This is a genomic window from Kosakonia sp. CFBP8986, assembly GCF_034044935.1.
In the GTDB taxonomy this organism is placed as follows: domain Bacteria; phylum Pseudomonadota; class Gammaproteobacteria; order Enterobacterales; family Enterobacteriaceae; genus Kosakonia; species Kosakonia cowanii.
Genome location: NZ_JAXCXB010000010.1, coordinates 24,591 through 37,780, shown reverse-complemented (window position 1 = coordinate 37,780; position 13,190 = coordinate 24,591). Strand labels below are relative to the sequence as shown.

Annotated in this window: 10 protein-coding genes; 3 read left to right on the top strand and 7 right to left on the bottom strand. The window is 52.6% G+C overall.

The annotated features are described in order from the left end of the window. Positions 1-172: 172 nt before the first annotated feature. Positions 173-3,715 carry a hypothetical protein gene (locus SOM48_RS19355; protein WP_320512810.1) on the top strand — a complete coding sequence of 1,181 codons (3,543 nt, stop codon included), beginning with the start codon at positions 173-175 and terminating at the stop codon, positions 3,713-3,715. Positions 3,716-3,905: 190 nt separating this feature from the next. On the opposite strand, the gene SOM48_RS19350 is transcribed toward SOM48_RS19355, so the two are convergent. The 3 genes from SOM48_RS19350 to pth form a co-directional block, all read right to left on the bottom strand. Further along, positions 3,906-5,081, bottom strand: a complete 1,176-nt coding sequence (locus SOM48_RS19350; protein ID WP_320512809.1) for a tyrosine-type recombinase/integrase — start codon at positions 5,079-5,081, stop codon at positions 3,906-3,908. 214 nt (positions 5,082-5,295) lie between these two features. Continuing rightward, positions 5,296-6,387 carry a redox-regulated ATPase YchF gene (gene ychF / locus SOM48_RS19345; RefSeq protein ID WP_042711685.1) on the bottom strand — a complete coding sequence of 364 codons (1,092 nt, stop codon included), beginning with the start codon at positions 6,385-6,387 and terminating at the stop codon, positions 5,296-5,298. 125 nt (positions 6,388-6,512) lie between these two features. Next, complete coding sequence (gene pth, locus SOM48_RS19340; RefSeq protein WP_320512808.1) at positions 6,513-7,097, bottom strand: aminoacyl-tRNA hydrolase; 585 nt, start codon at positions 7,095-7,097, stop codon at positions 6,513-6,515. 272 nt (positions 7,098-7,369) lie between these two features. Between pth and ychH the strand changes: the two genes are divergently transcribed. Together ychH and SOM48_RS19330 are read left to right on the top strand one after the other, a co-directional pair. Beyond that, a complete protein-coding gene (gene ychH / locus SOM48_RS19335) occupies positions 7,370-7,645 on the top strand; it encodes a stress-induced protein YchH (protein ID WP_042711688.1) in 276 nt (91 codons plus the stop codon). A gap of 115 nt (positions 7,646-7,760) precedes the next feature. Then, positions 7,761-8,816, top strand: coding sequence for a MerR family transcriptional regulator (locus SOM48_RS19330; RefSeq protein ID WP_139966237.1), 1,056 nt, complete (start codon positions 7,761-7,763; stop codon positions 8,814-8,816). On the opposite strand, the gene dauA is transcribed toward SOM48_RS19330, so the two are convergent. From dauA to lolB, 4 genes are all read right to left on the bottom strand, one after another. Continuing rightward, positions 8,802-10,454, bottom strand: a complete 1,653-nt coding sequence (dauA, locus tag SOM48_RS19325) for a C4-dicarboxylic acid transporter DauA (RefSeq protein WP_034812198.1) — start codon at positions 10,452-10,454, stop codon at positions 8,802-8,804. The genes SOM48_RS19330 and dauA overlap by 15 nt on opposite strands. Before the next feature lie 132 nt (positions 10,455-10,586). Beyond that, on the bottom strand, positions 10,587-11,534 hold the full coding sequence (prs, locus tag SOM48_RS19320; protein ID WP_007371855.1) for a ribose-phosphate diphosphokinase: 948 nt from the start codon (positions 11,532-11,534) through the stop codon (positions 10,587-10,589). 123 nt (positions 11,535-11,657) lie between these two features. Next, on the bottom strand, positions 11,658-12,524 hold the full coding sequence (gene ispE, locus SOM48_RS19315; RefSeq protein WP_139569804.1) for a 4-(cytidine 5'-diphospho)-2-C-methyl-D-erythritol kinase: 867 nt from the start codon (positions 12,522-12,524) through the stop codon (positions 11,658-11,660). Then, positions 12,521-13,144 (bottom strand): lipoprotein insertase outer membrane protein LolB, encoded by a 624-nt coding sequence (lolB, locus tag SOM48_RS19310; RefSeq protein WP_023478783.1) that lies wholly within the window; start codon positions 13,142-13,144, stop codon positions 12,521-12,523. The genes ispE and lolB overlap by 4 nt, the downstream gene beginning before the upstream one ends. Positions 13,145-13,190: the final 46 nt, after the last annotated feature.

Sequence of the window (13,190 nt, the reverse complement as noted above, 5' to 3'; positions counted from 1 at the left end):
GGATATAACCTTACTATTCATTTTAGCAATAGCCATTGCGTACCATGGCTAGCTAATCTAAGCAGATGCAGGGCATAACCGTGTCATTAAAAGATACTGGTGGAACAAGTTCTGGAGTATGAGTGCTCTTCTTTTTAATCTATTCGGAATCAAAATGTGGATGTGATTGTTAATGGCAAATAAAAAAAAACTGAGCAATCCTTTTTCTACAGGCGGTGGTGGTGTTCATTTTGAAGCGCATGTCCAAGCGTCTTTTGTTGCCCTGATGCTAACAGGCGGTAATGCACCTTGTCTTCCTTGCTGGCCAATAGTGGACATCAAACTCCAGGGCAAAATTGATGGTTTTGATACCGACGACTTGATAGTTGTTGTTGAAAATGTCAATAGCAATGAAAAACGGAAGCTCTTAGGGCAAATCAAGCATTCTATTTCATTTACGCAAGGTAATGCGACATTTGGGGAAGTGATACAGGCTGCTTGGAACGATTTCAACAATCCTGACGTGTTTACCAAGAAAAAGGATGTTATTGGACTGATCACCGGTCCGCTCAGTTCTACCGATACACACAATGTGCAATGGTTATTGAACCAAGCTAGGCATACAAAAACAGTTGATGAATTTTTGAGAAATGTACAGCAGGGCAAGTTCAGCCCAGCTAAAAGTACCGAGAAGCTGGAGGTCATCCAGTATCATCTGAAGGTAGCAAATAGTGGGAACGATTTAACAAACGATGAGCTTTATGACTTTTTGAACCATTTTCATTTACTAGGGTACGACCTGGGTAATGAATCAGGCGTCGTCCTTTCTTTGCTGCACTCCCACATAGCGCAATTCCACCAACAGTATCCTCAGTGGGTTTGGTCGCGGATAGTTGATATCGTACAAACTTGGAATAAAGATGCTGGCACTATCATTTCAAGTAAGATACCAGAAGATCTTTTAGATGTTTTCAAACAAAGGGTTGTTGCTGAGATTCCTGAAAAGTTAAGGTTAGTACAACAGATAGTCAAAACCGACTGGACTCACCATCCCGATGCCTCCTATCTAGCCCTAACAGTGTTGATTGGGAGATGGAATGAGAAAAATGAGTGTGATCTAAATATACTAACCCAATTGCTTGGTATCAGTTATGACGAATGGCTAAGGAAGGCACGAGAGATTTTACATAGCCCAGACAGTCCTTTGTCTCTTAAAAACGGCATTTGGAAAGTAACTAATCGAATGGAGCTCTGGAGGCTTCTGGGATCCCGAATTTTTGATCAGAATCTCGAATTGTTTAAGTCTTTCGCGATTTCCTTACTCAAAGAGCCAGACCCTGCTTTCGAATTACCTGCTGAGCAGCGTTACGCTGCTAGTATTCATGGTAAGGTGCTGAATTTTTCCCCCATGCTGCGACAAGGCATAGCCGAGGGTTTAGCCATAATCGGGAGCCGACCAGAGGTTTGCGTTAACTGCTCTCAAGGGAATGCCGAAACTTCCGTTAACATCGCAATACACACAATTTTGACTGATGCGAACTGGGTTTTATGGGGTAGCCTGAACGGTTTGCTACCAACTTTGGCTGAAGCCGCTCCCGCAAAATTTCTTGATGCAGTTGAGAATGCAATGCGTCAAACGCCTTGTGCATTTGATGAGCTATTTTCTCAGGAAGGAAATGGTATCACTGGTGGTAATTATCTGACTGGACTGCTATGGGCCCTAGAGGGACTAGCCTGGGATGAGCAATATCTTGTACGCGTCTGTGTTGTACTGGCTGAACTTGCCAGCCACGACCCTGGGGGCAAGTGGGCTAATCGGCCATCTAATTCGCTTGCCACTATATTATTACCGTGGTTGCCGCAAACGCTAGCATCCATAGAAAAACGAAAAGTTGCAGTCAAAGTCATTTCTAAAGAATGGCCTAATATAGCTTGGAATTTACTCGTACAGCTTCTACCCGGTCACCATCAAACCTCTTCTGGATCACACAAACCCTCCTGGCGCCGAATAATCCCAGATGGCTGGGAAAACGGCGTGACTAATCAGGATTACTGGTCGCAGACATCTTTTTATGCTGAGCTTGCCGTCGAAAGCGCCGGAGAAGATACTGAACGCCTTACTTTGTTGATTGATCATTTTGATAGTCTGCCATCTCCTGCCTTCGAAAACCTTCTTGAGATCCTCTCTTCGAAAAGAACTACTGGGCTTAATGAAGAGCAGCGAGTTTTAATTTGGGATCATCTTAATCGATTCTCAAATAAACATCGGCGATTCTCTGATGCTAATTGGGCTTTATCTGATGATCTGCTAACCCAAATCGAAAATGTTACAGAGCAACTAGCTCCTGCCAATCCATTCAACTTATATCAACACCTTTTTTCAAATCGAGATTTTGATCTTTACGAAGAAAATGGCGATTGGGAAGAACAGAGAAAAAAACTCGAAGCAAGGCGCGAATCAGCAATTTCAGAAATCCTTAAGCAAGATGGTGCAGAAGGCGTTATGCGGTTTGCTGAACACGTTTCTGCAACCCATCAAATAGGAAGTGTACTCGGCACTATTAACGATGATGTGTTCGAAAAAATCCTTTTGCCCCATTTCCTGAATACAACAGAAAATAAGTATAAGGCATTGGTAGGCGCTTTTATTTGGAAACGTTTCTCTCTCAAAGGTTGGGAGTGGTACGACAATCTGGATAAAACTGACTGGACTCCTGAACAGTTAGGCCAATTCTTGGCTTATCTTCCTTTTAACAAGGAAACCTGGACCCGAGTCTCTCATTATCTTCAAGCTTCCGAGAACGAATACTGGGCCCGCACCGATGCAAATCCTTACCAGGGTGAAGGTGATCTTACTCATGCCATCGATAAACTGATTGAACATGGCAGACCACATGCGGCAATCAACTGTCTGTACAGGATGCAACAGGCGGAGCAACCAATCGATACTGAACAGTGTATCCGCGCTTTGATTGCTGCCCTTTCAACTGACGAATCTAGCTCCAACATGGATGGTTACAACATAACTACTCTTATCCAATTTCTTCAGACTGAACCCAAAGTGAATCCGGATGATCTATTTCAGATCGAGTGGGCTTACCTTCCATTGCTCGATGGTCGCCAAGGTGCTGAGCCCAAGCTCCTTGAAAATAGGATAGCTAATGACCCAGAATTTTTCTGCGAGGTAATCCGACTCATTTACCGTTCTGACAAAGAAGACCAAACGGCGAGTGAACCAACAGATGAATTGAAATCCATCGCAACAAATGCATGGACTCTTTTGCGCAATTGGGAGACACCGCCAGGAAGCCAATCAGACGGAACGTTCAACGGAGAACGCTTTACTGAATGGCTTCAGAAAGTTAAGGAAATTTCTACGGCGTCAGGTCACTTGGACGTTGCACTCAGCAAAGTTGGTGAAGTCTTAATTTCTACCCCCTCCGACTCGAATGGCTTGTGGATAAACAGAGAGGTCGCAGTTGCTCTGAACGATCGCAATGCTGAGAGTATGCGTGAAGGCTACAGAATAGGAACCTACAACTCACGTGGTGCTCATTGGGTTGACCCAACTGGAAAACCTGAGAGAGAGCTGGCGGACCAGTTCCGAGCAAAAGCAGAGGAAGTAGAAAACGCTGGTTTTCAGCGATTCGCCGTTACCTTAAGAGTTTTAGCGGATAGCTATGACCACGAAGCTGAACGGGTCATCAGTGATCTAAATGTTGGAAAGGATGATTAATCTAAACACCTAAATGTGGAAAAACTGGCTGTCAATCGATCTTCCAATCACAGACAGCCAAGTTTAATGTTATTCACTGATCTGCACTTCGTTGATGGGCTTAAACTTATCTTAGCAATATCCGCTTCTGGCACAAAGTGGACCCTGAAGAATGAGTTCTATCCTCGTGGTTCACTAAGTGCAGTAAGTTCTACTCGAATTCTGCTACCCATTTGTCCAACATATCTGCCCATTCCTGCATCATAACCTTTCGCTCATCAAGATAAGTTGCATGGTTGTATGTGCGACGAACATTGTTGGTATCAGCGTGTGCAAGTTGGGCCTCAATAGCATCAGGTCGATAGCCCATTTCGTTTAAACGCGTACTTCCTGTAGTTCGGGTAGCATGGGGACTATAAATGCCACTCCATCCGAGGCTTTTAAGTAGCTGGCGCAGCGAGTGCGATGTCATTGGCCCTAGCGGATTATCTCTGCCCGGGAAAAGGTGCTGCCGATGCCCGGTTAACCCCTGTAGTGTTCTGAGCATTTTGACAGCTTGGAAGGGTAGGGGAATAACGTGTTCTCTGCGGGCTTTCATTCGCGCTGCCGGAATGGTCCATAGGGCGTTATCAAGATCGAATTCTGTCCATTCTGCTTCGGTGGCTTCCGCAGGACGCGCCAATGTCCACCACATAAGCCACATGCAATAGTTAACCTGATACGAGCCACGACTATTGTCAAAACAGCTTAGTAACTTTCCGATTTGCTGAGGATTTAGTGCCTGTTTGTGCTGTGTCTTATTAGCCGGAAGGGCCTTGCGCACAGGCCATACAGGATCGCTATCAGCTCTAAGCGTCGCGACTGCCAACTCAAAAACTGATGAAATGGTGCGACGGGCTTCAGCGGCAACGGTCGGAGCGCCGCGCTTAGCCGTTTCCTGAAGAATTTTAAGAATGTGGTGCGGAGTGATTTCTCTGATAGGAAGTTTGCCGATGGCGGGGAAAACTACACGCTCAAGCATATCCAGTCGCCGCGTTTTGGTGATTTCGGCCCAGTCTTTCAGCTGCAACCACTCTTTGGCAATCAGCTCAAAGGTGTTGGATGCGTCGTTGACCTTGCGGATCTTATCTAACTGGCGAGCCTGTGTCGGGCTAACTCCATCTGCGACTTGTTTACGCGCTTGCTCACATTTCTCGCGAGCTTCGGCAAGTTTGACCGTCGGGTACTCACCCAACGCGAACATGCTGGATTTGCCGTTGAGTTTAAACCGATAGCGCCAGGCCTTTTTGCCGTTGGGTTTTACTTCGAGGTAGAGGCCATTGAAGTCATTGAGTCGATAGAGTTTTTCTTTCGGCTTAGCAGTGCGGCATTGCGTATCGGTGAGCATAACGGGGCCTTGTTTATTTATTATACCGTTATTGTACTCACTTAAAATGAAGATGAAAGAATATTGTACTTATCCATGTACTCATTTTTGACAGCGTTGTTATGAGATGAATTGAGACATTGTGAAATGAAAAATCCACGCAATTGCGTGGATTTTATATGGTTTCTCCGTTGATATGAGATTTAGCGAAACCCCATAAGACAACACATTTTAATTAGACGTTGAACAGGAAGTTCATCACGTCGCCATCTTTAACGATGTACTCTTTCCCTTCCGAACGCATCTTGCCGGCTTCTTTCGCGCCTTGCTCGCCTTTATAAGCGATGAAATCTTCATAGGCGATGGTCTGGGCGCGGATAAAGCCTTTCTCAAAGTCGGTGTGGATTTTACCGGCCGCCTGCGGAGCGGTTGCGCCGACAGGAATGGTCCATGCGCGTACCTCTTTCACGCCAGCGGTGAAGTAGGTTTGCAGGTTCAGCAGTTCATAACCGGCACGGATGACGCGGTTCAGGCCCGGCTCTTCCAGACCCAGCTCAGCCATAAATTCGTCGCGGTCGGCATCGTCCAGCTCGGCGATGTCGGACTCAACGGCGGCGCAAACGGCAACCACCACGGAACCCTCTTTCGCGGCGATGTCGCGCACGGTGTCGAGGTACGGGTTGTTCTCGAAGCCATCTTCATTGACGTTGGCAATGTACATGGTCGGTTTCAGGGTCAGGAAGCTCAGGTAGCGAATAGCCGCTTTCTCTTCAGCAGAGAGGTCCAGCGAGCGCAGCATACCGGCGTTTTCCAGCTGCGGCAGGCATTTTTCCAGCGCAGACAGCTCAGCTTTTGCATCTTTGTCGCCGCCTTTGGCTTTCTTCTGCACGCGGTGGATTGCGCGTTCGCAGGTATCCAGGTCAGCCAGCGCCAGCTCGGTATTGATAACGTCAATATCGTCAGCCGGATCGACCTTGTTGTTAACGTGAATGATGTTGTCATTCTCGAAGCAGCGCACCACGTGGCCGATGGCTTCGGTTTCACGGATGTTGGTCAGGAACTGGTTACCCAGGCCTTCACCTTTGGACGCGCCTTTTACCAGACCGGCGATATCAACAAACTCCATGGTGGTCGGCAGGACGCGCTGCGGTTTAACAATTTCCGCCAGCTTATCGAGACGCGGATCGGGCATCGGTACGACACCGGTGTTCGGCTCAATGGTACAGAAGGGGAAGTTCGCCGCTTCGATACCCGCTTTGGTGAGCGCGTTGAACAGGGTGGATTTACCTACGTTAGGCAGACCAACGATACCGCATTTGAATCCCATGATGTAATTACCTTAATCTCTTGATAATCAACCCGTTATTAAAAACGGATTGTTGAAAAGTGAAAAACTGCGCCTAGTATACACATAACCAATGTTATGCGCGGCAAAAAAGGCGCTGGGCGCGCTTACTGCGCTTTAAAAGCGTGCAGGCGATTAGTGGCTTTGGTCAGCCCCTCTTTCAGCCACACTTCGGTACAACGCGCCGCTTCGTCTACCGCATCGTCGATCAGCGTCTGTTCTGACACCGGCGGTTTACCCAGCACAAAACCGACAACTTTGTTTTTATCGCCCGGATGGCCCATTCCGATGCGTAAGCGGTGAAAATTGGGGTTATTGCCCAGTTTGCTGATGATATCTTTCAGGCCGTTATGGCCGCCGTGACCGCCGCCAAGCTTAAATTTTGCCACCCCTGGCGGCAAATCGAGTTCATCGTGCGCCACGAGGATCTCGTCGGGATTGATACGGTAAAAGGTCGCCATCGCCGCCACGGCTTTACCGCTCAGGTTCATAAATGTCGTGGGCACCAGCAGGCGCACATCTTCGCCCGCCAGCTGAATGCGCGAGGTGAAACCAAAGAACTTCGGCTCGTCGCGTAACGGCGCGCGGGCGCGCTCCGCCAGTAAATCCACATACCATGCGCCAGCGTTATGGCGTGTCGCGGCATACTCCGCGCCGGGGTTTGCCAGCCCGACAATCAGTTTAATCGTCACTTTCTCTTCCTGACCAGGTCAATGTCCGGCGCGTAGTTTACGTCGAGCGGCGCGCGATGACAAAATTCTCACAACTAATGAGCCGTTAAGGGGAAATAATTGCTCACCTCAATCATTCGAATTTCAACTAGTTCATGGGGTTATGTGTAAATTTATGTTAGGCGGATATGTGTAATTGTGATCCTGCCCGCAACCGCTAAAAAGTGCGCTGTCTATACTTTGCACACAAGGATTGGGGATATCCCATCCAACCCACTGTTCGGAGGTGACACATGAAACGTAGAAACGCGTCGTTACTCGGCAATGCGCTCATGGGGTTGGGGTTAATCGTGATGGTTGTCGGCGTCGGTTATTCGGTTCTCAACCAGCTTCCGCAGATTAACCTGCCACAGTTTTTCGCCCATGGCGCGGTGCTCAGCATCTTCCTTGGCGCGGTGCTTTGGCTGGCAGGCGCGCGCGTCAGCGGCCATGAAGAGGTGTGCGACAAATACTGGTGGGTGCGTCACTATGACAAACGCTGCCGTCGCGACCGGCAAAACCACGGCTAACCAGCACTGATTTCGATAACGGCTCCTGCGGGAGCCGTTTTTTTTGGTCTTTTACTTGACCCTCACGTAACGTGAGGCACGAAAGTGGCGTCTGTGGAGCACGAAAGGAGCAGTTATGTTAATTCAGGTAGGTGAGCTGGCGCGGCGCGCGGGCATTAGCGTTCGCACCCTTCATCATTATGAGCACATTGGCCTGCTGCTGCCTTCTGCCCGAAGCGCCGCCGGTTACCGGCTCTATAACCTCGCGGATGTGAAGCGCCTGCAGATGATCCAGGCGCTGGCAAAATCGGGGATGGAACTGGCGGCAATTGGTGACTACCTGGCGCGGGAAACGCGCCCGCTGGCTGAATTGTTAAATGACCAGATTACCCGGCTCGACAGGCAGGTGCGCGATATCGTGACCCTGCGCGATCGCCTTGTCGATCTCCGGGATGGTCTTGCCCGCGGCGCGGAGCCCGACCTTGAGTCCTGGCTACAGACACTGGAGTTGATGAAAATGTACGATCGTTGGTTTACGCCGCAAGAGTTAGACGAGTTACCGTTTGCCGCCCGGGATGAAGCGCGTGACCGCGTCTGGGCGATGCTGGTGGCTGAAGCAGAAACGCTGATGGCAAACAGCGTGGCGCCGGATGATGCGCAGGCGATGGATCTGGCAACCCGCTGGATGACGCGCCTTGAGCAGGATACCGCCAACAAGCCGGAGTTTTTAACGCGGCTTAATGAGATGCACAGCGCTGAACCGCAGATGCGCGAGCAGACTGGCATTACGCCGGCGATGACCGAGTACATCACCCGCAGTTTCGCCGAGAGTAAGCTGGCTATCTGGCAGCGCTACTTAACGCCGCAGGAGATGGCCTTTACCCGCGCGCACTACTTCGACCGCATGATGGAGTGGCCTGCGCTGGTGGCAAAACTGCACGATGCCAGCCGCCGCGAGCTTGATCCACACAGCGATGAGGCGCAGGCGCTGGCGGAAAACTGGCTGGAGCTATTTCAGTCTTATGCCGGGCGCGATCCGCAGACGCAGCAGAAGTTTCGCACGGCGATGGAGCAGGAGCCGCACCTGATGAAGGGGACGTGGATGACGCCCGCGGTGCTGCAGTGGCTCCAGCGGGCAATTGAAGTGATGATGCGCGCCCGTTACGGCGCGCCGGGATCAGAGATCGGCTAACGCCGCGTCGCGGTTCGGGAAGAAGGCCAGCCTGCCGGGGATGGGTTGAATACCGGCGCGGGCAAAGGTGCGCAGCGGCTGGAACTCCAGGTTGCTGACACGAAGCTCCACGCCCTCCGGCAGGCGGCTGACGAAACGGCGGAAGGCATCAAGCCCACCGGCGTCGAGCACCGGAACCGCGTCCCACTTCAGCACCACGATGCGTTTTCCGGCGATACGCGTCTCCAGATCGCTGAACAGCCCCTCTGCCGCCGCGAAAAAGAGCGGGCCGATCACTCTCAGCACCAGCACATCATCCGGTACGCTGACATTCACCGCCGCAAGACGCGTCATGCGCGCGATGCGGCGCATAAACAGCAGCGAGGCGAGGACAATGCCGACGCTGATGGCAATCACCATATCGAACAGCACCGTCAGCGACATACAGATCAGCATCACCACAATGTCATCGGCTGGCGCGCGGCGCAGCAGATCGACCACCTTATGCGCTTCGCTCATATTCCACGCCACCATCAGCAGCAGCGCGGCCATCGCCGAGAGCGGCAGCCAGGAGAGCAGGGGAGCCAGCACCAGCAGCGCCATAATCACCAGCAGGGAGTGGATCACCGCCGAAATGGGCGACGTGGCACCGGCGCGCACGTTTGCCGCCGAGCGGGCAATCGCTGCGGTAGCCGTAATGCCGCCAAAGAAGGGCGCGACAATATTGCCCAGCCCCTGACCAATCAGTTCACTGTTGGCTTTATGCTTGGTGCCGGTCATGCCGTCGAGCACTACCGCGCAGAGCAGGGATTCAATCGCGCCAAGCATCGCCATGGAAAACGCCGCGGGCAACAGGGCGCGCAGGGAGTCCCAGCTTAAGGTAAAGGTTGAGCCAGGCAGATCCCACGGCAGCACCAGTTGCGGCAGCAGCTGCGGAATGCCGTTGCCCTGGCTGCCGTCAGCCAGCAGATAGTGAAACTGCGAACCAATGGTGGCGACATGGCCGCCAAGCAGGTTGACCACTCCCATCACCGCACAACCGGCCAGCAGCGCCGGCAGATGCCCCGGCACGCGTAAACGCAGGCGCGGCCAGAGGATCAGCGTGCCGAGCGTCACCACGCCGATGGCGGCATCGCCCGGGTTAATGGTCGGCAGCGCCATTACCAGCGCGCCCACTTTTTGCAGGTAATGTTCCGGCACATGGGCCATTTGCAGGCCGAGAAAATCTTTGATCTGCATGGTGCCGATGGTAATGCCGATCCCGGAGGTAAACCCGAGGGTCACGGAGAGCGGGATGTACTCAATCAGGCGGCCAAAACGCGCCAGACCAAAAAGGATCAGGAATACCCCGGACATCAGCGTCGCCACCAGCAGGCCACCAAGGCCAAACTGTTGCGAAACTGGGTAGAGGATGACTACAAACGCCGCGGTCGGGCCGGAGACGCTGTAGCGCGACCCGCCACTGAGCGCAATCACGATGCCCGCGACGGCAGCGGTGTATAAACCGTATTGCGGCGCAACGCCGCTGCCAATCGCCAGCGCCATCGCCAGCGGAATGGCGATAATGCCCACCGTGACCCCGGCGATCAGATCGCGGGTAAAGCGGGCAGCGGTATATTTTTCTTTCCAGCAGGCATCAATCAGCGCGCGGAAAGGCATGATGTGGGGAGAAAGTAACGTTTTCACAGGAGTCACTCTTTTGCGAAGCGTAGTCTAACTAATTAATAAATCATACAAATAAAAAAGAGGGTTAAAAAAACCCGCCGGAGCGGGTTTGATATGAAGCATCGATTAATGTTCGAACATCGCAGAGATCGATTCTTCATTGCTGATACGACGGATAGCTTCGGCCAGCATGCCAGAGAGCGTCAGCGTACGTACGTTCGGCAGCGCTTTGATCTCTTCGCTTAGCGGAATGGTGTCGCAGACCACCACTTCGTCAATCACAGAGTTGCGCAGGTTATTCACCGCATTACCGGAGAAAATCGGGTGCGTGGCGTAAGCGAAGACGCGTTTGGCGCCGCGCTCTTTCAGGGCTTCTGCTGCTTTGCACAGCGTACCGCCGGTGTCGATCATATCGTCAACCAGCACGCAGTCGCGGTTCGCCACGTCACCGATGATGTGCATCACCTGTGAGACGTTGGCGCGCGGGCGGCGCTTATCGATGATCGCCATGTCGGTATCGTTCAGCAGTTTGGCGATGGCGCGTGCGCGAACCACGCCGCCGATATCCGGTGAAACCACAATCGGGTTGTCGAGGTTCAGCTGCAGCATATCTTCGAGCAGAATCGGGCTGCCGAACACGTTATCAACCGGTACATCAAAGAAGCCCTGAATCTGTTCAGCATGCAGGTCTACGGTGAGGACGCGGTCAACGCCAACGCTTGAGAGGAAATCGGCAACGACTTTTGCGGTAATCGGTACGCGAGCGGAGCGGACGCGGCGATCCTGACGGGCGTAACCAAAGTAGGGGATAACGGCGGTGATACGGCCTGCGGAAGCACGGCGCAGGGCATCGACCATCACAACCAATTCCATCAGGTTGTCGTTAGTAGGAGCACAAGTGGACTGGATGATGAAAATATCACCACCGCGTACGTTTTCATTGATTTGTACGCTGACTTCGCCGTCGCTAAAGCGACCTACGGCGGCGTCGCCGAGAGAAGTGTACAGGCGGTTGGCAATACGTTGTGCTAGTTCCGGGGTGGCGTTACCAGCAAAAAGCTTCATATCAGGCACGAGAAGAACCTCAGGCATGCGTCCAGTGGTGGATAGGATACGCCAAAATGTGCGGTCAGGGCGAAAAACTATCCATGCGGTGTATTAAAGAGCGCGATGCAACGTCTGGAACAAGTGACGTTGTCACCGTGACTCAGCTTGCCCGGCGATGGTTTGTGCTAGCGGCGAGAGGTTAACGCCTCGCGCGACAAAACCGTTCAGCCATTCCGGGGCTTGCTCAAGCACCTGACGAGCGGAGGATTCGGTGTCAAATTCGGCAAAGACACAGGCTCCTGTGCCAGTCAGGCGCGACGGCGCGTATTCTAACAGCCAGGAAAGCGCCGCATCAACCTCACGAAAACGTTTTCTTGCGATAACCTCGCAATCGTTGCCGAATTCACAATTCAGTAACGTATTGATTGACCTGACGGGTGTATTGCGCGGGAGCGCCGGATCGCCAAAGATAAGCGGCGTCGGAATGCTGACGCCAGGGTGGGCGACCAGGTACCATTTTTCCGGCGGATCGACCGGCGTAAGCAGCTCGCCGACCCCTTCAGCAAACGCCGCATGGCCACGCACAAACACCGGCACATCGGCACCAAGCGTTAAGCCCAGCTGCGCCAGCTCATCAACACTCAGCCCGCACTGCCAAAGATGGTTAAGCGCCACCAGCACCGTCGCCGCATTCGACGAGCCGCCGCCAAGCCCGCCGCCCATCGGCAGACGTTTTTCAATGGCGATGTCCGCACCACAGCCTGGGGTCAGGCGCTCGGTCTCGGCGGCGCGTTTCATCAACAAGCGCGCCGCGCGCACGATCAGGTTCTCCTCGTCGGGCACGCCCTCGACCGGCGTCAGCAGGCAGATTTTGCCATCCTTGCGCGGCTCGATGGTCAACGTATCGCCATAATCGAGAAACTGAAACAGCGTTTGCAGGGTGTGGTAACCATCCTCACGCTGGCCGGTGATGTATAAAAAGAGGTTAAGTTTTGCCGGAGCAGGCCAGGTCATCATTTAACGATCCAGTTATCCATCTTTAACTTGATGCGCTGCTTGCCGTCGCTCAGCTCCATATTGGAAGGCAGGGCCGGCTGGGTTTTGCTGTCATAGCCGCCATACACCACTTTCCAGCTCTTACCGTCCTGGCTGTAGTTGACCTGGCTCAGGCGATACTGGTCGTCGAGTTTGTAATCGGTGGCGTCGCCCGGCAGGCCGAGGATCCACTGGCGCAGGCTATTAAGCGGAATCGGCATGCCGGTCAGCTTGCCAATCATCTCTTCCGCATCGTCAGCGGTGTAGTGCTTACCTTTATTATCCACCAGCTCAACATTGCCCGGCTGCGCCTTCAGTTCAAGCTCGGTGCTGCCCAGCGGGTTGGTGAGCAGTAAGCGGTAGCGATCCTGGCCGGTTTGCTGCCAGAAGAAGCGGGCATAGACTTTTTGCTCATCCGAGAGATAAGCAAACGCGCCGCGCGTCTGGTACTGGTGTAAATCGCGCACCTGCTGCTGATGCTGACGCCACTGCGGCGCATCGGGGCTTTTTCCCGGCCCTTTCGGCGCGGTCAGGGTACAGGCGGTGAGCACGAGGCTTGCCAGCGGTAGCAGGCGAATGAGGCGGAAATCCGACAGAATCATAACGATGACAAATCCTTGTAACAGTTTACAGACAGAAGCTTAATGC

Coding starts and splice junctions, on each gene's coding strand:
- ychH (WP_042711688.1), top strand. CDS start 7,370: ATGAAACGTAGAAACGCGTCGTTACTCGGCAATGCGCTCATGGGGTTG.
- ispE (WP_139569804.1), bottom strand. CDS start 12,524: ATGATGACCTGGCCTGCTCCGGCAAAACTTAACCTCTTTTTATACATC.
- ychF (WP_042711685.1), bottom strand. CDS start 6,387: ATGGGATTCAAATGCGGTATCGTTGGTCTGCCTAACGTAGGTAAATCC.
- SOM48_RS19355 (WP_320512810.1), top strand. CDS start 173: ATGGCAAATAAAAAAAAACTGAGCAATCCTTTTTCTACAGGCGGTGGT.
- SOM48_RS19330 (WP_139966237.1), top strand. CDS start 7,761: ATGTTAATTCAGGTAGGTGAGCTGGCGCGGCGCGCGGGCATTAGCGTT.
- SOM48_RS19350 (WP_320512809.1), bottom strand. CDS start 5,081: ATGCTCACCGATACGCAATGCCGCACTGCTAAGCCGAAAGAAAAACTC.
- lolB (WP_023478783.1), bottom strand. CDS start 13,144: ATGATTCTGTCGGATTTCCGCCTCATTCGCCTGCTACCGCTGGCAAGC.
- dauA (WP_034812198.1), bottom strand. CDS start 10,454: ATGCCTTTCCGCGCGCTGATTGATGCCTGCTGGAAAGAAAAATATACC.